Below are 20,909 nucleotides of genomic sequence, written 5' to 3'. Positions count from 1 at the left end.
CGGCGGCGGCAACGGCGGCGGCGGCAACGGTGGCAACGGCGGCGGCGGCAACGGCGGCGGCGGCAACGGTGGTGGCGGCAGCGGCGGGTTCGGCGTGACGGTCGACGTCGACGTGGGATCCGGCGGCGTCGGGGTCGAGGTCGGCATCGGCGGGACGGGTCCCTCCGGCGTGTCCGTGGGCGTCGGCGGCAGCGAGCTCGGTCTCGGCTTCGGCCGCTGAGCGCGCCGGCACGCATGACCCTGCACGTTCGGGTATCCCCTCGGGAACCCCGCGCGACGGGACGCCTTTCCCAGGCTCGGACCATGCGGGCCCGAGACATTCGAGACCGGAGACGACCCATGTTGAAACGGACCGCCCTCCTCACCGCGATCCTCCTCGCCGCCCCCGTCGCGCCGGCGCTGGCGCAGAGCAACGATCGGCTCTGCCAGCCCTACATGCAGAGCGGAATGTACGAGGCCTGCCGCCTCGACACCGCCGCCGACGGCCAGCAGGAATGCGTCTGCCGCGAGTTCACCGACAGCACCGGCAGCCTGCTGATGGACATGGCGCCCGAGGGCGGCACCGAGGCCGACACGCTCTACGACCAGTGAGCGCTCGCCCCGGCGCACGCCTTCACACGCCGGAGGGGCGGCGCCGGTGCGCCGTCTCTCACCCCTCCACCGGCACGAGCCCCGGATCGATAGCGCTCGTGCGCTCGAGCCAGGCCGGCACCGGCAGGCCCTTGCTGCGCAGGAAGCCGGGATCGAACAGCTTCGACTGGTAGCGCGTGCCGTAGTCGCACAGGATCGTCACGATCGTGTGGCCCGGCCCGAGGTGCTTCGCCATGCGCATCGCGCCGGCGATGTTGATCCCCGACGAGCCGCCGAGCACGAGGCCTTCGTGCTCGATCATGTCGAAGACGATCGGGATCGCCTCCTCGTCCGGGATCTGGAAGGCGACGTCGACCGGCGCGCCCTCCAGGTTCGCGGTGATGCGCCCCTGCCCGATGCCCTCGGTGATCGAGGATCCGCTCGAGGCGAGCTCGCCCGTCGTGTAGTAGGAATAGAGCGCCGCCCCCATCGGGTCGGCGAGGCCGATCGTGACGGTGCGATCGCGCTCCTTGAGCGCCATGCCGACGCCCGCGAGCGTGCCGCCGCTGCCCACCGCACAGACGAAGGCGTCGATCTCGCCCCCGGTCTGCTCCCAGATCTCCGGGCCGGTGGTGCGGTAGTGCCCCGCGCGGTTGGCGACGTTGTCGAACTGGTTCGCCCAGATCGCCCCGTTCGGCTCCTCGCGCGCCAGCCGCTCGGCGAGGCGTCCGGAGAGCTTCACGTAGTTGTTCGGGTTCCTGTAGGGAACGGCGGGCACCTCGACGAGCTCGGCACCGACGAGGCGCAGCATGTCCTTCTTCTCGCGGCTCTGCGTCTCGGGAATGACGATCACGGTGCGATAGCCGAGGGCGTTGCCGACGAGCGCGAGGCCGATGCCCGTGTTCCCGGCCGTCCCCTCCACGATCACGCCGCCGGGGCGCAGGAGGCCCTTCTCCTCCGCGTCGCGGATGATGGCGAGCGCCGCGCGGTCCTTGACCGACTGGCCCGGGTTCATGAACTCGGCCTTGCCGAGGATCTCGCAGCCCGTCGCCTTGGACGGCCCCTCGAGCCGGATGAGCGGCGTGTTGCCGATGGCGTCGATGATACCCGTCGCGATCATTCCATCCTCGTGCCGATGCTGCCTGCGTGCTCGCGGTGATAGCGCATTCCACGACAGGAGACGAGGAACATTTCAAATCCCGAGAACGGAGGAGAATTGCGGAGTCAGCAGGCGCGCAGCACCCGCTCGGCGGGCAGCTCGAGCCGGTAGGAGAGGCCCTCCGGCGCCCAGCGCGTCTCCACACGCGCGCCGAGGAATCGCTCGGGCATGCGCTGGGTCACGGTCGTGCCGAAGCCGCTGTGCGTCGGCGGCGTCACCGTCGGGCCGCCCTCCTCGCTCCAGACGAGGACGACCGTCTCGCCCTCGTGGCGGCAGGCGACGCGCACGAAGCCGTTCTCGTCGCTGAGCGCGCCGTGCTTGGCGGCGTTGGTCGCGAGCTCGTGGACGATCATCGCCAGGACCTCCGCGGCGCGGCCCTCGAGCGCGAGGCCGCAGCCGGCGATCACGTTCGGCCGACGCCGCTCGCGAAAGGGCTCGAGCTCGCGGGCGACGATCTCGTCGACGTCGGATGTCCGCCAGCCGGATTCCGCGAGGCGTGTCTGCGCGGCCTCCAGCGAGGCGAGGCGGCTCTCGACGGCGCGCTTGTAGGGCGCGGCTTCCGGATGGCTGCGGATCGAGAGGTTGAGGATCGTGCCCACGATGGTGAACAGGTTCTTGATGCGGTGGCGCATCTCGCCGATCACCAGACGGTCGCGCTCCTCGCGCTGCCGATCGGCCTCGGCCTGCCGGCGCTCGGTGATGTCGGCGACGACGCCCACCACGTGCGCCTCGCCGCCGCGTCGCACCAGCCTGCCGCGCAGCGCCACCAGGCGCTCGGCGCCCTGCGCCGCGCGCACCCGCAGCTCCGCATCCAGCGCTCCGCCGCCGATGGCGTCCCCCAGCGCGTCGGCCAGGCGGCGCACGTCGTCGGGCACGAGCCGCGCTTCGACGTCCGCGCAGGTCGGATCCCCGTCGAACGGGAGGTCGAACGCCTCGCGGGCGCGCCGGTCGGCCTCGATCGTCCGCGACGCCAGCGAGATGTCGAAGGAGCCGAGCCCGCCCGCCTCGAGCGCGAGCGCGAAGCCGACGGCGCTCTCGTCGAGCACCTCGCTGCGGCGCTGCGCCGCCTGCCGCTCGGCAGTCGTCTCGACGCGCCGCACGAGACAGGCCCGCGCCCCGGCGATGGGTCGCGCCTCCAGGCGGAAATGGCGCCGCGCCTCGCCCTCCCCCGCTGAATACGCTCCGCTCGCTGTCTGCGCGCCCGCGTCGAGCGCCGCCCGCAGGCGCGCCACGAGGCCGGTGGTCTTGGGGCCGGCGAGGCAGGGCGCCCGGCGCCAGGCGGCGTTCGCGTGGCGGATCGAGCCGTCGGCCTCGACGAGCGCCGCCGGTTCGTCGGCTGCGTCCAGCAGGTCCTGCGCGCGCACGGTCATGGCGGTCCGCCGAGCTCCGTCCGGTCCTGTGCGGAATGCACGTATTGCACACGGGAAACGAGACATTCGGACTCGGCCCGCCCGGCTTGTCAACCTCGCGCACCGCGCGGGAAGCGGCCCGCACAACGCAGGGGTTACTGCCCCGGCATCCGTGACGCGGGGTCGACGGGCGTGCCCGTCGTCCTCCTCGACCTGCCTCGTCGCAAATGCGCTCGTCGTCGGGCGTCTCCGGCTGGCTCTCGGCGCTGCCGGCGTGAGCCGCCTCAGCCCACCTGGATCTTCGGCTCGCGCTCGAGTACCCGCCCGAGTTGCTTGAGCCGGCCGATCAGCCGCTCACCGACGAGATCGCTCATGTCCTCGGGCAGGTTGAGGACGATGCGCGGGCCCTTCGAGCCGCCCCGCGCGATCAGCGCCGTCTTCGGGAGCACGCCCTCCATCGCCACCGAGACCGGATAGGCCACGCGGAAGGCGCCGCCGAGAATGCGCGCCAGCGTGATCAGCCGCGGCGTGGCGAGGCCCTTCAGCTGCGCGCTCGCCTTCTCCAGCGACAGGCCCTCGTGGCGGAAATAGTTCGACAGCGCGAGATAGGCGCGGCCCGGATGGTCGATGCCGATGAAGGCCCCGTTGGCGATGATGTTGAGGCTCTGCTCGCCGCGATAGTCCGGATGCGCCCGCCAGCCGATGTCGGCGAGGAGGCAGGCGGCGTGGCGCAGCCGCCGCTCCTGCGGCGTCTCGTCGAGCCCGAGCGTCTCGAACAGCGTGTCCGTCCACGCGACGAGCTCGACCCCGTGCCCGGGCGAGCGGGCGCGCAGGACGTTGAAGTCCGCCGCCGCGGTGATCAGCGGGTCGCGGCTCTTGAGGGCGTCGTCGAGCCGCTCGAACAGGATGCCCTCGCGCACGCCGAGCGCCGAGACGGCGATGCTCGCCGGGCGCCCGAGCTTGATGATCTCCTCGAGCACGATCGCGCCGTAGGCGAGCAGCGGCCGGCGGGCGTCGGAGACCGCGTCGATCTCCTTGAGCGCGGCGGCGGGCGTACGCTCCACCATCTCGAGGAAGGCGAGCCCGTCGGCGGGATCGATGCGGTAGTCGTGCATGACGCGCAAGGGATAGCCGCGCTCCGCCATGTGCAGGCGCGCGAGGTTCCGCCAGGTGCCGCCGACCGCGTAGAAGGTGCGTCCCTTGAGGCGGGCGAGCTGGGTTGCGCGCGGCAGCGCCTCGCGCACGAGGCGTCGCGCCTTCCTGGGGCTGTCGTCGGACAGGTCCTGGAGCGTCAGCCCGCCGAGCGGCAGCGTCACGCCCTGCCCCGCCTCGAGACCGGCCACGTCGACGAGCTCGAGCGAGCCGCCGCCGAGGTCGCCGACGATCCCGTCCGCCTCGTGGAAGCCCGATATCACCCCGAGCGACGAAAGCTCCGCCTCGCGGGCGCCCGAGAGCAGCTCGATCGGCCGCCCGACGATCTCCTCGGCACGCGCCAGGAAGTCCGGCCCGTTCTGCGCGTCGCGCGCCGCCGCGGTGGCGAGGACGAGGATCTCGCCGACCCGGATCGTCTCGCACAGGACCTTGAAGCGGGCGAGCGCCTTCAGCGCGCGCGCGACCGCCTCGTCCTCGAGCCGCCCGGTCGACACCACGTGACGGCCGAGCCCGCACAGGACCTTCTCGTTGTAGATCGGCATCGGGGCGCGGGTGAGGCCCTCGTACACGACGAGGCGCACCGAGTTGGAGCCGATGTCGATGATCGCGATCGGTCGCCCCACCTTGAGGCGGCCGGGCGCGGCGTCCCGCGGGCTGGTCTTGTCGCTCGTGCTGTCCAACGATATCGCCCCTGTCCGCCCCCGCCGCACGGCGTCGCAGCCGTGCGCGCTAGCTCCTCGAGCGCCTGCGCCGCGACAGCTCCCGCGGGCTCGACGTCTTCAGCGACTTCCCTCGACCCGACAGGCTCGGGTTCGTCATGAAGAACTTGTGCGCGTTGAAAGGTTCCTCGTCCGGTTCCGGAACGACCCGCTCGCTCGACCCGTCGGGCAGGACACGCCAGCTCTGCTGGTTGTCCAGCAGATTCGCAAGCATGATCTGATCGAGCACCTGCTGGTGCACGGTCGGGTTCGTGATCGGCAGCAGCGCCTCCACGCGCCGGTCGAGATTGCGCTGCATCAGGTCCGCGGACGAGATGTAGACGTGCGCCTTCGCGTGCGGCAGGCCGTGGCCGTTGCCGAAGGCGTAGATGCGCGAGTGCTCGAGGAAGCGCCCGACGATCGACTTCACGCGGATGGTCTCGGACAGGCCGGGGATGCCGGGCCTGAGGCAGCAGATGCCGCGCACGACGCAATCGACCTGCACGCCGGCGGCGGAGGCGTCGTAGAGCGCGTCGATGATCTGCGCGTCGACCAGCGCGTTGCACTTGAGCCAGATCGCGGCGGGCCGCCCCGCCTTCGCGTGGGCGATCTCCTCCTCGATGTGCTGGAGGAGCCGCTTCTTGGCGGTCACGGGCGAGACCGCCATGCGCTCGAGCTCCGCGGGCTCCGCGTAGCCGGTGATGTAGTTGAAGATCCGCGAGACGTCGCGGGCGATCACCGGGTCGGCGGTGAAGAACGAGAGGTCGGTATAGATCCGCGCCGTGATCGGGTGGTAGTTGCCCGTGCCCACGTGGCAATAGGTGACGAGGTTGCCGCCCTCGCGCCGCACCACCATCGACAGCTTGGCGTGGGTCTTCAGCTCGATGAAGCCGAACACGACCTGGGCCGACGCGCGCTCGAGGTCGCGCGCCCAGCGGATGTTGGCCTCCTCGTCGAACCGCGCCTTCAGCTCGACGAGCGCGGTCACGGACTTGCCCGCCTCGGCCGCCTCGGCGAGCGCCGCCACGATCGGCGACTGCGAGGAGGTGCGATACAGCGTCTGCTTGATCGCCACCACGTTCGGGTCTCGCGCCGCCTGCTCCAGGAAGCCGACGACGGAGTCGAAGCTCTCGTAGGGGTGGTGAACGACGATGTCCTTCTCGCGGATCGCGGCGAAGGCGTCCCCGCCCTTCTCGCGGATGCGCTCGGGGAAGCGCGGCGTGTAGGGCTTGAATTTCAGCTCCGGCCGCTCGAGCCCGACGATCTGCGAGAGATCGTTCAGGGCGAGCACGCCGTCGACCTGGAAGACCTCGTCGGGCGCGACGTCGAGCTCGTCGGCGACGAACTGGGCGAGGTCGTCGGACATCGAGGCCTCGATCTCGAGCCGGATCACGCTGCCGCGCCGGCGCTGCTTGAGCGCCGTCTCGAACACGCGCACCAGGTCCTCCGCCTCCTCCTCGATCTCGAGGTCGCTGTCGCGAATCACGCGGAAGCAGCCCTGCCCGATGCGCTCGTAGCCCGGGAAGAGCCGCGAGGCGTGCATCTCGATCGCCTGCTCGAGCGCCACGAAGCGCAGGCCCGCCCCGCCGTCCGGCAGCTTGATGAAGCGGTCGATCTTCAGCGGCAGGCGGATCAGCGCATTGAGCAGCCGCCCGTCGCTCTGGCGGCGCAGCTTGAGCGCGATCGAGAGGCCGAGGTTCGGGATGAACGGGAACGGATGCGCCGGGTCGATGGCGAGCGGGGTCAGGATCGGGAAGACGTGATGGAGAAAGTGGTCCTCGAGCCAGGCGCGCTCGGCCTCGTCGAGATCCCCTTCGCCCACGATGGCGATGCCCTCCTCCAGCAGCTCCGGCGCCAGCACCCGCCACCGGGCCTGCTGGTCGCTCGCGAGCGTCGACACCGCCTGGGCGATCCGCGCGAGCTGCTCGGAGGGGATGAGCCCGTCCTGGCTCACGGCGGAGACGTTGGAGCGCACCTGGCCCTTCAGGCCGGCGACGCGCACCATGAAGAACTCGTCCAGGTTGTTTGCCGAGATCGACAGGAACCGGAGCCGCTCGAGCAGCGGATGATTCGGGTTCTGCGCCTCCTCCAGGACCCGGCGGTTGAACTGCAGCCAGGAGAGCTCGCGGTTGACGAACCGGTGAGGGGTGCCGCGCAGGTCCGCCCCTTCCGGCGCCTCGCCCTTCTGCACGACCGGTGGAGTCTCCACCTCGGCGATCGCCTGCGCTTCCTCGCGGGTGATGTTGGCGCGCAAGATCCTCTCCCTGTCGTCGCGTCGGGACCCGCACTTGGACGACACCGATGTGACAGGCCGATGATAGAGGCACGCGCCGCGCGCCGAAAGGCCCCCCGCCTCCTCAGCCGTCTCGGCAGGGAGCGATGCGCGCGCGCAGGCCCGCGGCGGCCTCTTCGTCGAGCTCCGCGAACAGGTCCGGGCTGCGCGTAAGCGTGGCGAATCCGGCCTCGGGGCTGGTGCGCAGGAAGGTGCGCGTCGGCAGCGTGGCGGGAACGGCGCCGGTCCGGCAGCCGCCGCGCACCGCCACGGCGAGCGTACCGGTGCCGCGCACGCCGCTTTCGCGCAGTGCCCGAATCCGCGCCTGCGCCGCGCGGAAGCGCGCCGCCTCCTGCGGGGCGACGCCGGCGAGGAAGATCCGCTCGCCCGCCCGGGGCTCCGGTGCGCCGGCGCGGCCCGCGCCCTCCACGATGGCGAGCGGCACCGTCTCGTCGACCACCGGCGCGTCCGCGCCGTCGCGCGTGAAGGCGATGCGCAGCGTCGCGTCGCCGTCACGCAGGCGGATCGTCTCGGGCAGGCCGAGGCCGACGGAGACGGCCTGCGGATCGCTGCCCAGCGGATCGAGCCGCGCCGCCGCGATCAGGCCGGACGGCGCGACGCTCGCGCAGGCGGCGAGGGTCGCCGGCAGGCAGAGGACGACGACGAGCGCGCGCGCAATCCGCGCACGGGGAGACGAGAGGCGCATGGCAAATCCTTCCACGGCGGTTCGAGACCAGCCGCATCATTATCGTCATGCGATAATTTTTTCAATCATTCCATTCAGGAATTCTCGTCGTCTTCGTATCCACCGTCGTCGTCCCCGGCCCGTCCGGTGGCGCGCAGCCACGCGGCCGCCATGGGCCGGGTGATCCGGCGCTTCTGCGCCAGCGCCTCGGCGTCGAGCCCCGCCACCGCCTCGCCCGCCGCAGCCAGAGAGCGCTCCAGGCGCACGGCGAGAAAGTCCACGACGCTGGTGTCGACGACCAGCTGGCGATCGAGGAAGAGCTTGACGAGCACGGCCTTGAACAGCCCGTCGTCCGGCGCGGCGAGCCGCGCCACCGGCGCGAGCCGCAGCCGGGAGAGGAGGTCGCGGATCGTGACGCCCCAGGCTTCCGGCGGGCTCGCCGCCGTGATCAGCACGAAGCCGCCGCGCTCGCGCACCCGGTTGAGGAGGTGGAACAGGGCCGGCTCGTCGAGCGGGCCGGCGTCGGCGTCCTCGACGAGGATCGCGCCCGCGGCGGCGAGGTGCGGCACGTCCTCGTCGCGCACGAGGCGCGCGGCGATGCGCACGGGGCCGGCGCGGGCCGCCCAGATCGCGCCGAGATGCGTCTTACCGGAGCCCCGCGGACCTTCGAGCCGCAGCACCGGGTCGCTCCAGCGCGGCCAGGACTCGATCGCGGCATAGGCCTCCTCGTTCGAGGGGCCGACGAGGAAATCCTCCTCGGCATGGCTCGGCGCGCCGGCGAGGTCGAGGGGCAGCTGGCGCATGCGCCCGCCCGGCTCAGCCATCCCCGTCCTCCGCGGGACGGCGCGGCGCGGGGCCGATACGGGGGTCGTAGAAGGGGCTGTCGAGGTAGCGCGAGAGCGCGAAGCGGGTGAGCACGCCCACCATCGCCGCGAGCGGCACGGCGATCAGCAGCCCGACGAAGCCGAACAGAGACCCGAAGGCGAACAGGGCGAACATCAGCCAGACCGGGTGGATGCCCACCGCCCCGCCGAGCAGCTTGGGGGAGAGGAAGTTGCCCTCCACGAACTGGCCGAACAGGAAGATCGCGAGCGTGGCGACGATCCAGATCCAGTCCGGCCAGAACTGGACGACGGCGACGCCCACCGACAGGAGGAGCCCCGTGATCGAGCCGACGTAGGGGATCACGGAGAGGAGCCCCGCCACGAGCCCGATCAGCGCGCCGAAGTTCAGGCCGATCGCCATCAGCGCGAGCGCGTAGAAGGCGCCCAGGATGAGGCACAAGGTCGCCTGCCCGCGCACGAAGCGCGAGAGCACGTCGTCGATGTCGCGCGCCAGCCGCCGGATCGTGGCGCGGTTGCGCAGGGGGAGCCAGCCGTCGACGGTGGCGACCATCCGATCCCAGTCGACGAGGAGGTAGAAGGCGATGATCGGGGTGAGCACGAGCAGCGAGAAGACCGAGATCACCGTCTGCCCGCTCGCCAGGATCGTGCCGAGCACGGCGCCGAGATGTCCCGCCCCGCGCGAGACGAGGTCGCCGATGTTGCGCTGCAGCTCGGGCCCGGCGATCTCGACGCCGAGATACTCGAGGAGCGGCGCGCCGCGCTCCACGATCAGCGCCTGCAGCCGCGCCACGTAGTCCGGCAGCGACTCGAGGAAGGCGGTGAGCTCGCGCACGACCAGCGGCAGGATCAGCACGAGGACGAGCACGACGAGCAGCACGAACGCGAGCAGGATGACGAGCGTTGCCCCCAGCCGCCCGAGCCCGAGCCGCTCCAGCCGATCCGCCACCGGATCGAGCAGGTAGGCGAGTGCCAGCGCGGCCACGAAGGGCAGCAGGATGTCGGAGAACAGCCACAGGAAGAACGCCGTGGCGACGAATGCCGCGAACCAGAACCCGGCCTGCTTCTGGATGGTCATCGATCACGCCTCGAGCCGCGCCCCGACTGTCGAGGCCGGCGACACCCGCAAAGGGCTACGCCGTGGCGCGGCGCGAGGCAAGACGGCACGCGGGCGGGGTGGAATGAGCGAACCCGAGGACGTCACGGTCGGCGACCGCACGGTCGCGACCCGACGCTCGCTGCGGCCGTGAGCGGGACGAACGGGGGGCGGGGAGACGCCGCCGGAGGCGACGGGACGCTGTCGCCCCTCGCGCTGGTTCCCGCCGGCATCGCCATCGTGGGCGCGACCTACGGCCTCGCGCGCTACACCTACGGCCTGTTCGTGCCGCAGATCGGCGCGGCGTTCGCGTTCGACGCCTTCGCGCTCGGGCTGATCGCCAGCGGCTCCTACGCCGCCTACCTGCTCGCGACCCTGTTCGGCTCGACCGTGTCCGCGACGCTGGGGCCGCGCCTGCCGGTCGTGCTCGGCGGGCTCGCTGCGGCGGGCGGCATGGCGCTGATCGGCATGTCGCCGAACGTCTGGGTCCTGGCGGCGGGCGTCGTGCTCGCGGGCGCGAGCCCCGGGCTCGCCTACCCGCCGATGTCGGACGCGGTGATGCGCCTCGTCGCCGAGCGCCACCAGAACCGCAGCTACGCCTGGATCAATTCCGGCACGAGCTTCGGCGTCATGCTCTCGGGCCCCGTCGCGATGCTGGCGGGCGCGCAATGGCGCACGGCCTGGCTCGTGTTCGCCGCGCTCGCGCTCGCCGCGACGATCTGGAACGCGCTCCTCCTGCCCGGCCGGGAGCGCCACGGACGGGCCTCACCGGACACGGCGGCGCGGCCGCCGCGGCTCACCCGCGCCTTCCTGATGCGCCGAGAGGCGCGCCCGCTCTTCGCCGGCGCCTTCGCCTTCGGCCTCGTGACCTCCGTCTTCTGGACCTTCGCCGTCGAGCTGGTGGTCGCGCAGGGCGGCCTCCCGCCCGACGCGGGGCGCGCGTTCTGGATCCTGATCGGGATCGCGGGCGTCGCCGGCGGGCTCGCCGGCGATCTCGTGCGCCGCTTCGGCCTCTCGGCCGTGCTCGCGGGCGGGACGGCGGCCATCGCGCTCGTCACCGCCGCGCTCGCGGCGGCGCCCGGCAGCGCCCCCCTGGTGCTCGCCGGCGCAGCGGTCTACGGGGCGGCGTTCATCCTGGTGACGGGGCTCTACGGGATCTGGAGCGTCAACGTCTTCAACGATCGCCCCTCGGCGGGCTTCGGGGCGACCTTCTTCCTGATCTCGGCGGGCCAGCTCGTGGGGCCGGCGCTCGCCGGCGCGGCGGCGGACGAGGTCGGCCTGCCCGCCGCCTTCTTCGCCGCGGCGGCGGTCGGCCTCGCCGTAGCCGTGCTGCGCCCGACGCACGACGTGCGCGCCATGGCCCGCGAGGAGCCGTGACGCCCGCGCCGGCGCGTCACTGCGTGTGCGGCCCGCCCGGCTGCGTCACGCCGCTCATGGCGATGCCGGCGGCCTCGGTGTCGTGGTCGCGCGCGGAATCGGCGAGCGAGACCACGCCCACGAGCTTCTTGTCGCGATCGACGACGGGCAGGCGGCGGACCTGCAGGTTGCCCATGTTCTGGACGACGTGGTCGAGATCCTCGTCCTCGAAGCAGTAGCGCACGTCCGTCGTCATCACCTCGGAAACCTTGACGGAATTCGGGTCGCGCCCCTGCGCCACGGCGCGCACGACGATGTCGCGGTCGGTGATCATGCCGACCATCCGCGCGTCGTCGCCCACCGGCAGGAAGCCGAGATCGTCGTCCGCCATGCGCTTGGCGACGGCGGCGATCGTGTCGGTCGGGCTCGCGAGAGCGGCCCCTCGGGTCATGACGTCTGAGACCTTCATGATGTAACTCCTGTCTTCTGGTGGCCGTGCCGAGACCCGCGCCGGGCTCAGCCCGAGCGGGAATGGACGTGGAACGGCGGCGCCGTGGCCTCCACGCAGGTGAAGGGCTCGAGGATGCGGTAGGTGTGCTCGGCGTCCGCGGGCACGAGCCAGCTGTCGCCGGGCTCGAGCGTCACGGTCTGGCCCTCGAGCTCGAGCTCGGCGCGCCCGCCGATGCAGAAGCCGAGCACCTCGTACTCGTGCTTGTGGACGGGCTTGTCCTGCCGCGGCGCCTCCTCGCGCCACATGCGCATCGCCATGCGCTTGCCGCTGGCGAGGTAGACGAGGCCGTTGTCGCCGGTCGGAGAGCTCGCGCTCGCGACCTTCTTGACGGTGGTGTCGGTCATCGGATTACTCCGCTCGTGTGTCGGTGCTCCAACGGGCCCCCGCGACCGGTGTTCCGGGGCGGTCGGAACCCGTCCGCGAGGGGTCCGTTCACCGGGCTCCGGAAAGGCCCGCCGCGATCGGCGGGAGACGACGAGGAGGAAGGCCATGACAGCGACCGGCAAGCATCCGAAGACGCAGGTGCCGAGCGACCGCGACCTGAAGAGCGACCCCGGCATCGGGCGCTCCAAGGGCCAGCGGATGGCCGGCACCGAAGGCCGTCCGCTCCAGGGCGAGAACACCTGGGAAGGCGACGTGATGAACGACGTCGACGACACCGGCGCAGTGAAGCCGGAGGACACCGGCCGCACCAACCGGTGAGGCGTCCCCAGGCGCCGCGGCGGTCGCGGGCGGTCGCCCTCGCCCGCACCGCGAGCGCCTTCGACCCTCGGTGACGGGGGCGCGCCCACGGCTCGGTCCTCGACCGCGCCCGATCACCGTGGCCGGCATCCCGGGCGGTGCCGTGCTCGCAAGGCCGTCGACAACGCCACGGTCGCGAGCGGCGCGGCCGGGCGCGGCGCGGCGCGGCTCAGGCCGCCGCCGTCTCGATGATCCGGGGCAGCGCCTGCTCGCGCTCGTCGAACACGTGGCAGAGCGCACCGTCGAAGCCCAGCGTCACCGTGTCGCCCTCGTGCTGCGGCGCGTCGCCGGCGATCTTCGCCGTCACCAGCGACCCGTCCGCGAGGCGCACGTGCAGGAGGTAGGCCTCGCCGAGCTGCTCGATCACGTCGATCCGGCCGGACACCTGCGATTCCGACGGCTCCAGCACGATGTGCTCGGGGCGGATGCCGAGCGTCACCTTCTGGCCCGGACGAACCCGCGAGCCGTCGACCTTCGCCACCGCGCGCCCGCCGCCGGGCAGGCCCATCGTGACGGTGTCGCCGGAGGCGCTGTCCACCGCCGTCTCGATGAAGTTCATCCGCGGCGAGCCGATGAAGCCCGCGACGAAGAGGTTCTGCGGGTTATGGTAGAGCTGGAGCGGATGGCCCACCTGCTCGACGTTGCCGGCGTTGAGCACGACGATCTTGTCGGCGAGCGTCATCGCCTCCACCTGGTCGTGCGTCACGTAGATCATCGTCACGCCCATGTCCTTGTGGAGCTTGGCGATCTCGATGCGCATCTGGACGCGCAGCGCCGCGTCGAGGTTCGACAGCGGCTCGTCGAACAGGAAGACCTTGGGCTCGCGCACGATGGCGCGGCCGATGGCGACGCGCTGGCGCTGGCCGCCGGAGAGCTGCTTCGGCAAGCGATCGAGCAGCGGCGTCAGCTCCAGGATGTCGGCCGCCTTGAGCACGGCGTCCTTGATCTCGGCCTTCGACGACTTCGCGAGCTCGAGCCCGAAGGCCATGTTCTCGTAGACCGTCATGTGCGGGTAGAGCGCATAGGACTGGAACACCATCGAGATGCCGCGCTCCTTCGGGGAGAAGGCGTTGACCCGCCTGCCGCCGATGAAGAGATCCCCGTCCGTGATGTCCTCGAGACCCGCGACGAGACGCAGCAGCGTCGACTTCCCGCAGCCGGATGGGCCGACGAAGACGACGAACTCCCCGTCCTCGATGTCGAGGTCCACCGCATGGATGATCTCGACGTTGCCGAAGCGCTTGGTGACCTTCTTCAGAACGACATCCGCCATCGCCTCGTCTCCTCCGTCGTTGGGCGCTCCGGGCGCCGTCCTTCCACTCTAGCGTTACGCGTCGAGGCGCGACGCCGGCGTCGAGCCCAGGCCGATCCTCACCCCTTGACCGCACCGGCGGTGAGGCCGGAGACGATGCGCCGCTGGAAGATCAGCACCAGCACGACCACCGGCACCGTCACGGTGACCGAGGCCGCCATGATGTTGCCCCAGGGCAGCTCGAACTGCGTGGCGCCCGTGAGCAGCGCGATCGCCACCGGCACCGTGCGCTGCTCCGTCGACAGCGTGAAGGTGAGCGCGAACAGGAACTCGTTCCAGGCGACGATGAAGGCGAGCAGCCCCGTCGTCACCATCGCCGGCCACATCAGCGGCAGGAAGATCCGGCGCACCACCGTCCACGGCGAGGCCCCGTCGACGAAGGCGGCCTCCTCCAACTCCTTGGGCAGCTCCCGCATGAAAGTGGTGAGCACCCACACGGTGAAGGGCAAGGTGAGGATCATGTTCGAGAGGATGAGGCTCCACAGGCTGTTGTAGATGCCGAAGGCGCGCACGAGCTCGAACATGCCCGACAGGACCGCCACCTGCGGGAACATCGACACCGACAGGATGGTGAAGAGCAGGAGCCCGCGCCCGCGGAAGCTCACGCGCCCGAGCGCGTAGGCCGCGGTGACGCCGAGGAACAGCGAGAGCGCCACCACCGACACCGCGACGATCACGGAGTTGAGGATGTTGCGCCCGAAGGGCTGGCCGGTGAACACCGAGACGTAGTTCGCGATGCTCACCGAATCCGGCCACACGGCCGCGGAGAACAGCGCCTGCCCCGAGCGCAGGCTCGAGATCACGGCGTAGTAGAACGGGAAGATCGCGAAGATCACGATCGCCACGATCAGGAGCCAGAAGCCGGTCCTGGCGAGCACGGACGTTCTCATCGCGGATCCTCCCCGAGACGCACGCGCCCGACCATCAGGGTGACGACGACGAGGAGCGCGATGATGAGGAACAGGAGCGTCGAGGCGGCGGAGCCGTAGCCCACCTCCTGGAAGTCGACGAGCTGCTGGCGCGCGTACACGGACATCGAGGCGGTGTCGCGCGAGTTCGAGGTGAGCACGTAGATCAGGTCGAAGATGCGCAGCGCGTCGAGCGCGCGGAAGATGATCGCCACCATCAGCGCCGGGCGGATGAGCGGCAGCGTCACCTTGAAGAAGACCTTCACCGGGTTGATGCCGTCGACGCGGGCGGCCTCGTAGCAGTCCGACGGGAGCATCTGCAGCGCCGCCAGGATCAGCAGCGCCATGAACGGCGTCGTCTTCCACACGTCGACCATCACGACCGCCCACAGCGCGGTGTCGGGCGAGGCGGTCCATGCGACGGGCTCGGAGATGATCCGGAACGTCATCAGGATCTCGTTGAGGACGCCGAACTGGTCGTGCAGCATCCAGCCCCACATCTGCGCCGAGACGATGGTGGGGATCGCCCACGGGATCAGGATCGCCGCACGCAGCATGCCGCGGCCGGGGAAGGCGGCGTTGAGGGTGAGCGCCACGATCATGCCGAGCACGAGCTCGAGGCCGACCGAGACGACCGTGAACCAGATCGTGTTGTAGACCGCGCGCCACCAATCCGGGTCGGCGATGACTCCGTACCACTCGCCCTCGTAGTACTCGAGGAAGTTGGCGAAGCCGATGAACTCGTAGTCCGAGATGGACGACAGCCGCGCGTCCGTGAAGCTGAAGAAGATCGTCCGGATCAGCGGCCAGCCGGCGACGAGCGCGAGCACGATCAGCATCGGCGTGAGGAAGAGCCAGGCCGAGCGAACACGGGCGCGGGTCAGCTCGGTGGACTTGGCGGACATCGCCATGGGGACGGCCTTTCCGTGTCTCCCCGTCGCGCGGCGGCGGTGTGCCGCTCCTCGCGCGAGGACGCGAGACCAGAGGTGCGTGTGGCGGGCGCCGCCCGGAGCGGAGCGCTCCGGGCGGCGCCGATGTCCCGGGCCCCGGAGGGGAGCCCGGAGCGGCTCACCAGCCCCGACGGCTCATGCGCTCGAGCGCCGACTGCAGATCGGCCAGCGCCTGCTCCGCGGTCTCGCTGCCGGTCAGCACGTTGTGGCTCGCCTCCCAGAACTCCGCCGAGACCCGATTGTAGGACTCGCCGGTCGGACGCGAGGGACGCGCCACGGCGTTGACGAACGTGTCGTACAGGTCGCCGAAGAACGGCACCGCGTCGAGCACCTCCTGGTCCTCGTAGAGCGCGGCGATCGTCGGGTTGTAGGCGCCGACGATGGCGCGGCGCTTCTGCTCCTCGTAGGAGGTCAGGTAGCGCACGAGGTCCGCCGCCGCCTCCTGCTCCTCGGAATAGCGTGACACCGCGAGCTGCCAGCCGCCCAGCGTGCCGGTGTTCTTGCCCTCCTCGCCGCCCTTCGGCAGGGCCGCGACGCCGACGTTGCCGGAGATCGGGCTGTCCGCGCCGTTGGCGAGCGGGTAGGCGTAGGGCCAGTTGCGCATGAAGACGGCGTTTCCGGACTGGAACACGCCGCGCGCCTCCTCCTCGGCGTAGTTCAGCACGCCCTCGGGCGCGATGTACCCGATCCAGGTGGACGCCAGCTCGAGCGCGGCGACGGCGTTCGGGTTGTCGATCGTCACCTCGCCCTCGGCATTCACGATCGAGCCGCCGCCGAAGGCGTCGATCCACTCGAGCGCGTTGCAGGTCAGGCCCTCGTAGGCGCGGCCCTGGAAGACGAAGCCCCACATCTGGCTATTGCCCTCGGCCCGCTCGGCCTCCTGGATGGCGCGCGCGGTCTCGGTCATCTCCTGCCAGGTGGTGGGCACCTCGAAGCCGTGCTTCTCGAGCAGGTCGGAGCGGTAGTAGAGCAGGCCCGCGTCCGTGAACCAGGGCATGGCGACGAGACGGCCCTCGATCGTGTTGTTCTCCACGATCGCCTCGAAATGCTCGTCCTGCTGGCCGTCCATGAAGGGCGCGAGATCGATGAAGTGGTCGGCCAGGATGCCCGGCCAGATCACGTCGATCTGGAAGACGTCGATGTCGGCCGCGCCGGCCGCCAGCAGCTGCTGGTAGAGCGCGAGGCGCTCCGTCGACGAGTTCGGCGTCGAGACCACCGTCACGGAGTTGCCGGTCGCCTCGGCCCAGGCCTCGGCGCCGTCGCGGCAGATGTCGAGCTCCTGGCCCAGCGCGCCGCAGGAGATCGAGATCGAGGCGCCCTGCGCCTGCGCCCCGCCCGCGGCGAGCGCCGCGGTCAACGCCAGCGCCGAGGCGCCGATGAGAGTGCGAACGTGCATGCGTGATGTCCTCCCTTGCTGCCGGCGTGCGCGCGCGCCTCGCCGCCCATGGATTTCACTCGGACCGACGCCTCGGACATTCCACATCGGGGATCGCGCCGGAGCGGACCGGCGCGCCCCACGTTGCGCATCCAAAGCGCTTTGGGGAAGGCGTAGAACGCCGTAGGGCAACCTGTCAAGGAAGCGTCGCAGCATTTTCTATTTTGCAGCGCAGCAAATCTTTTCGCAGACGCAGAAGAGCTTGCGCGATACTCCAAAAGCCCGCACAATGCATACCCAAAGCGCTTTGGACGAGCGGTATGAATCTGAAGGAACTTGCCGCGCACCTGGGGATCTCGCAGACCACCGTCTCGCGAGCGCTCAACGGCTACCCGGACGTCGCGGAGACCACGCGGCGGCAGGTGCTGGAGGCGGCGCGGCGGTTCAACTACCGGCCGAACCCCGCGGCGCGACGTCTCGCTACGGGGCGGGCCGGCACCGTCGCCATCCTCTTCCCCGTCGAGCGCAACCTGCTGGTCGACCCGCATTTCTTCGAGCTCCTGGCCGGTCTCGCGGAGATGATCGCGCGCACCGAGATGGAGCTGTCGCTGCGCGCGACGCCGCCCCAGGAGGAACTCGAGACGTACCGACGTCTCGTCAACGCCGGACGCGTCGATGGGTTCGTTCTCTCCTCGCCGACGCTGCACGATCCGCGCATCGCCGAGCTCACCGCGCTCGGCGCGCCGTTCGTGGTCCACGGCCGAACGCAGGAGACGCTGCCCTACGCCTACCTCGACATCGACAACGCGGACGCGTTCGCCCGCGCCACCGCGCTCCTGCTGGACCTCGGCCACACCGACGTCGCGCTCCTGAACGGGGACGCCGCGCTCACCTTCGCGCGTGACCGCGAGCAGGGCTACCGGGGCGCGCTCGCCGCGCGCGGGCTCTCGGCGGCGCCGGGGCGGGTCACGAACGCGCCGATGACGGAGGAGGTCGGCTACCGCGTCGCCCGGGCCATGCTGGAAGCGGGCGAGCGGCCCACCGCCTTCCTCGCCTCGAGCGTGCTGCTGGCGCTCGGCGTCTATCGCGCCGCGCGCGATCTCGGGCTTTCGGTCGGGCGCGAGGTCTCCGTCATCGCCCACGACGATGCCCTGCCCTTCCTCAAGGCGGAAACCTTCGACCCGCCGCTCGCGACGACGCTCTCGCCCATCCGCCGCGCCGGCTACCGCATCGCCGAGATGCTGATCGAGCGCATCTCGGGGGTGGATCCGAAGGCGCTCCAGGAGCTTTGGAAGGTCGACGTCGTCTTCCGCGCCTCCGTCGCCCCGCCGCACGGGGTCCGCCGCGGCGCGGCCGCCGTTCGCGCCGCGGGCGACGACGCCGCAGCCCGCCGCCCGGCGCGGTGAGGCGGATCAGCGCGGGCGTCGGCCACGACGGAGCGGGTCGCCGGGCGGCGGCATCGACGACAGGTCGCTTCGTTCACGTCCGATGCGGTGCTACGACGTCCCCGCCGCGCAGCGACCTGCCGTATCCGACGAGGTCCCGACCTTTGCCCTTCCCGACCGCCTCCCGCCTCGCGCTCGTCGCGCTCGCCCTCCTCGCCTTCGGCGTGGTCGCCGCACCCGGCGTCGCGGCCGAGCGGACGATCGTTCCTCGCGCGCCGCACGCCGCCATGATCGGCGATCGCGAGGTCGCCTTCCTCGCCCGCGACCTCGGCAGTGATCGGGAGGTCGTGCTCGAGGGCAGCGACCTGGAGACGCGCCGGGTTCCCTGGTCCACCTTCAAGATCCCCAACCTGGTCATCGCGCTCGAGACCGGCATCGCCGGGGACCTGGACGCATCGAGAGCCTGGGACCCGGCTCGCCGGCCGGCCGCCGGATACTGGCCGGACGACTGGCGCACCGATCAGACGCTCGCGTCGGCGTTCCGGCGTTCCGCCGTGTGGTACTTCCAGGAGCTCGCGCTCGAGGTCGGCGTCGCGCGGTACCGCGAGCTTCTGGACGCGTGGAGCTACGGCAACCGGTCGATCGGGACGCCCGACGCCTTCTGGCTCGACGGCTCGCTGCGGATCTCCGTCTCGGAGCAGGTCGCGTTCCTCGCCGATCTCGTGACGGGAAGGCTGGACGTCTCGGATGCAACGCTTCGGGCCCTCGAGGTCGTCAGCGCCGATCCGCGCCACGACGGCCTTCACGGCAAGACCGGCTCCGGACGGGTCCGTCCGGCCGCATCCTCGTCACGCTTCGAAGGCTGGTACGTGGGTTACGTCCGAACGGGTGCGCAAGACGCACCCGTGGTGTTCGCCCTCTGGACCCAAGGGTCGTCGTTCTCGCAGATTCGCGACTTCCGCCGCGCCTTCGCGGTCCACCTGCTGACGCGATCGGGCCTGCTCGAGCCGTGAGGGGAGATCCGGAGGATCCGCATCCCCGGCGGCTTCCTCGCCCGCGTGCCTCGTCGCGACGACGGCTTCGCCGCCGTCCCGCGGGCCCTCAGCCCTTGTCGAACGGGTTCTTGCCCACGCGCAGCGAGTAGCGGATCGGCACGCCGGGCAGATCGAAGGTCTCGCGCAGGCTGTTGACGAGGTAGCGCGTGTAGCTCTTCGGCAGGGCGTGGAGCTGGTTGCCGAAGAAGGAGAAGTGCGGCGGGCGGGCCTTCACCTGGGTGCAGTAGCGGATCTTGATGCGCCGGCCGGAGACCGCCGGCGGCGGGTTGGCGGAGATCGCGTCGCCGAGCCAGCGGTTGAGCTTGGCCGTGGAGATGCGCCGATTCCAGGTCGCGTAGACGGCGAAGACCGCCTGCATCAGCCTGTCGATCCCCTCCCCCGCGAGGCCCGACAGCGGCACCACCGGCGCGCCCTTCACCTGCGGCAGCAGCCGCGCCGCCTTCTCGCGCAGCTCCGCCAGGAGCTTGGGCTGGTCGGCGACGAGGTCCCACTTGTTGAGGCCGATCACCACCGCGCGCCCCTCGCGCTCGACGAGGTCGACGATGGTGAGGTCCTGCTTCTCGAAGGGGATCGTCGCGTCGAGCAGCACGACCACGACCTCGGCGAAGCGCATGGCGCGCAGGCCGTCGGAGACGGACAGCTTCTCGAGCTTCTCCTGCACCTTCGCCCGGCGGCGCATGCCCGCCGTGTCGATCAGCTTCACCGCCTTGCCGCGCCATTCCCACGGCACGGTGATGGCGTCGCGGGTGATGCCGGCCTCCGGTCCGACGAGGAGCCGGTCCTCGCCGAGCATGCGGTTGATGAGCGTGGACTTGCCCGCGTTCGGGCGCCCGATCACGGCGATCTGCACCGGCTTGCCGACGGGCGTCTCGTCGCGGTCCTCGTCGACCTCCGGATCGAGCTCGATCGGCGCCGCCCCCCGCGCGAGATCGGCCTCCTCCCCGTCCTCGAAGGCGTCCTGCGCCTCCTCCGGCGGCATGTGGGCGACGAGCGCGTCGTAGAGCTCGCCGAGCCCCTCGCCGTGCTCCGCCGAGAAGGCGATCGGCTCGCCGAGGCCGAGCGCGTAGGCGTCGTAGGCGCCGTCCATGCCGGCGCGCCCTTCCGCCTTGTTGGCGAGGAGAATCACCGGCTTGCCGGAGCGCCGCACCAGCTCCGCGAACGGCTGGTCCGCCGGCAGCAGGCCGGTGCGCGCGTCCATGACGAAGAGCACCACGTCGGCGTCGGCGATGGCGCGCTCGGTCTGCGCGCGCATGCGCCCGGCGAGGCTATTCGGGTCGGCCTCCTCGAGGCCCGCGGTGTCGATGATGCGGAAGCGCAGGTCGGCGAGCTTCCCGTCGCCCTCGCGCCGGTCGCGGGTCACGCCGGGGCGATCGTCGACAAGCGCGAGCTTCTTGCCGACGAGGCGGTTGAACAGGGTCGACTTGCCCACATTGGGGCGGCCGACGACGGCGACGACGAGCGACATGGTGCGTCCCGCGCGGGCGGGCTCTCTC

19 protein-coding genes and 1 pseudogene are annotated in these 20,909 nt (G+C 71.2%); 6 read left to right on the top strand and 14 right to left on the bottom strand.

All coding sequences use genetic code 11. The annotated features are described in order from the left end of the window. Together G407_RS32295 and G407_RS0111030 are read left to right on the top strand one after the other, a co-directional pair. Positions 1-220 (top strand): annotated as a pseudogene (locus G407_RS32295) (hypothetical protein); the annotation flags it as partial. Between the two features lie 119 nt (positions 221-339). Next, positions 340-591, top strand: coding sequence for a hypothetical protein (locus tag G407_RS0111030; protein WP_029030842.1), 252 nt, complete (start codon positions 340-342; stop codon positions 589-591). 58 nt (positions 592-649) lie between these two features. Here G407_RS0111030 and G407_RS0111025 read toward each other — a convergent pair whose 3' ends face one another. The 7 genes from G407_RS0111025 to G407_RS0111000 all read right to left on the bottom strand — a co-directional run bounded on the left by G407_RS0111025 (position 650) and on the right by G407_RS0111000 (position 9,805). Further along, positions 650-1,690 carry a cysteine synthase A gene (locus G407_RS0111025; RefSeq protein WP_029030841.1) on the bottom strand — a complete coding sequence of 347 codons (1,041 nt, stop codon included), beginning with the start codon at positions 1,688-1,690 and terminating at the stop codon, positions 650-652. A gap of 104 nt (positions 1,691-1,794) precedes the next feature. Beyond that, positions 1,795-3,099, bottom strand: a complete 1,305-nt coding sequence (locus G407_RS0111020) for an HWE histidine kinase domain-containing protein (protein ID WP_029030840.1) — start codon at positions 3,097-3,099, stop codon at positions 1,795-1,797. A gap of 263 nt (positions 3,100-3,362) precedes the next feature. Further along, positions 3,363-4,910, bottom strand: a complete 1,548-nt coding sequence (gene ppx, locus G407_RS0111015; protein WP_029030839.1) for an exopolyphosphatase — start codon at positions 4,908-4,910, stop codon at positions 3,363-3,365. Positions 4,911-4,959: 49 nt separating this feature from the next. Next, positions 4,960-7,182 (bottom strand): RNA degradosome polyphosphate kinase, encoded by a 2,223-nt coding sequence (locus tag G407_RS27135; RefSeq protein WP_425337493.1) that lies wholly within the window; start codon positions 7,180-7,182, stop codon positions 4,960-4,962. A 103-nt stretch (positions 7,183-7,285) separates the two neighbouring features. Continuing rightward, positions 7,286-7,906 (bottom strand): hypothetical protein, encoded by a 621-nt coding sequence (locus tag G407_RS27130; protein WP_043539493.1) that lies wholly within the window; start codon positions 7,904-7,906, stop codon positions 7,286-7,288. 74 nt (positions 7,907-7,980) lie between these two features. Then, positions 7,981-8,709 carry an HdaA/DnaA family protein gene (locus tag G407_RS27125; RefSeq protein ID WP_043539492.1) on the bottom strand — a complete coding sequence of 243 codons (729 nt, stop codon included), beginning with the start codon at positions 8,707-8,709 and terminating at the stop codon, positions 7,981-7,983. Then, complete coding sequence (locus G407_RS0111000; RefSeq protein ID WP_029030838.1) at positions 8,702-9,805, bottom strand: AI-2E family transporter; 1,104 nt, start codon at positions 9,803-9,805, stop codon at positions 8,702-8,704. The genes G407_RS27125 and G407_RS0111000 overlap by 8 nt, the downstream gene beginning before the upstream one ends. Before the next feature lie 168 nt (positions 9,806-9,973). On the opposite strand from G407_RS0111000, the gene G407_RS27120 reads away from it, so the two are divergent. Beyond that, a complete protein-coding gene (locus G407_RS27120; RefSeq protein ID WP_052341232.1) occupies positions 9,974-11,200 on the top strand; it encodes an MFS transporter in 1,227 nt (408 codons plus the stop codon). Between the two features lie 16 nt (positions 11,201-11,216). Here G407_RS27120 and G407_RS0110990 read toward each other — a convergent pair whose 3' ends face one another. Then, positions 11,217-11,648 carry a CBS domain-containing protein gene (locus G407_RS0110990; protein ID WP_029030837.1) on the bottom strand — a complete coding sequence of 144 codons (432 nt, stop codon included), beginning with the start codon at positions 11,646-11,648 and terminating at the stop codon, positions 11,217-11,219. A gap of 47 nt (positions 11,649-11,695) precedes the next feature. Beyond that, positions 11,696-12,034, bottom strand: a complete 339-nt coding sequence (locus tag G407_RS0110985) for a cupin domain-containing protein (protein WP_029030836.1) — start codon at positions 12,032-12,034, stop codon at positions 11,696-11,698. A gap of 145 nt (positions 12,035-12,179) precedes the next feature. Here G407_RS0110985 and G407_RS0110980 point away from each other — a divergent pair, with 145 nt between their 5' ends. Beyond that, on the top strand, positions 12,180-12,392 hold the full coding sequence (locus G407_RS0110980) for a hypothetical protein (protein WP_029030835.1): 213 nt from the start codon (positions 12,180-12,182) through the stop codon (positions 12,390-12,392). 208 nt (positions 12,393-12,600) lie between these two features. Here the strand turns inward: G407_RS0110980 and G407_RS0110975 are convergent, their stop codons facing one another. The 4 genes from G407_RS0110975 to G407_RS0110960 form a co-directional block, all read right to left on the bottom strand. After that, complete coding sequence (locus G407_RS0110975; protein WP_029030834.1) at positions 12,601-13,704, bottom strand: ABC transporter ATP-binding protein; 1,104 nt, start codon at positions 13,702-13,704, stop codon at positions 12,601-12,603. A gap of 98 nt (positions 13,705-13,802) precedes the next feature. Next, positions 13,803-14,633, bottom strand: coding sequence for a carbohydrate ABC transporter permease (locus G407_RS0110970; RefSeq protein ID WP_029030833.1), 831 nt, complete (start codon positions 14,631-14,633; stop codon positions 13,803-13,805). Beyond that, positions 14,630-15,562 (bottom strand): carbohydrate ABC transporter permease, encoded by a 933-nt coding sequence (locus G407_RS0110965; RefSeq protein WP_029030832.1) that lies wholly within the window; start codon positions 15,560-15,562, stop codon positions 14,630-14,632. The genes G407_RS0110970 and G407_RS0110965 overlap by 4 nt, the downstream gene beginning before the upstream one ends. A gap of 157 nt (positions 15,563-15,719) precedes the next feature. Continuing rightward, positions 15,720-16,997, bottom strand: a complete 1,278-nt coding sequence (locus tag G407_RS0110960; RefSeq protein WP_029030831.1) for an ABC transporter substrate-binding protein — start codon at positions 16,995-16,997, stop codon at positions 15,720-15,722. A gap of 299 nt (positions 16,998-17,296) precedes the next feature. Here G407_RS0110960 and G407_RS27115 point away from each other — a divergent pair, with 299 nt between their 5' ends. Further along, a complete protein-coding gene (locus tag G407_RS27115; RefSeq protein WP_084327457.1) occupies positions 17,297-18,382 on the top strand; it encodes a substrate-binding domain-containing protein in 1,086 nt (361 codons plus the stop codon). A 266-nt stretch (positions 18,383-18,648) separates the two neighbouring features. Beyond that, a complete protein-coding gene (locus tag G407_RS30405) occupies positions 18,649-19,374 on the top strand; it encodes a penicillin-binding transpeptidase domain-containing protein (protein ID WP_156917551.1) in 726 nt (241 codons plus the stop codon). Positions 19,375-19,462: 88 nt separating this feature from the next. Here G407_RS30405 and der read toward each other — a convergent pair whose 3' ends face one another. Beyond that, positions 19,463-20,881, bottom strand: coding sequence for a ribosome biogenesis GTPase Der (der, locus tag G407_RS0110945; RefSeq protein ID WP_029030830.1), 1,419 nt, complete (start codon positions 20,879-20,881; stop codon positions 19,463-19,465). Positions 20,882-20,909 lie beyond the last annotated feature (28 nt).

The organism is Salinarimonas rosea DSM 21201 (assembly GCF_000429045.1).
Taxonomy (GTDB): Bacteria; Pseudomonadota; Alphaproteobacteria; order Rhizobiales; family Beijerinckiaceae; genus Salinarimonas; species Salinarimonas rosea.
The sequence above is the reverse complement of the archived record's forward strand: the minus strand, read 5'-3'. Positions and strand labels throughout refer to the sequence as shown.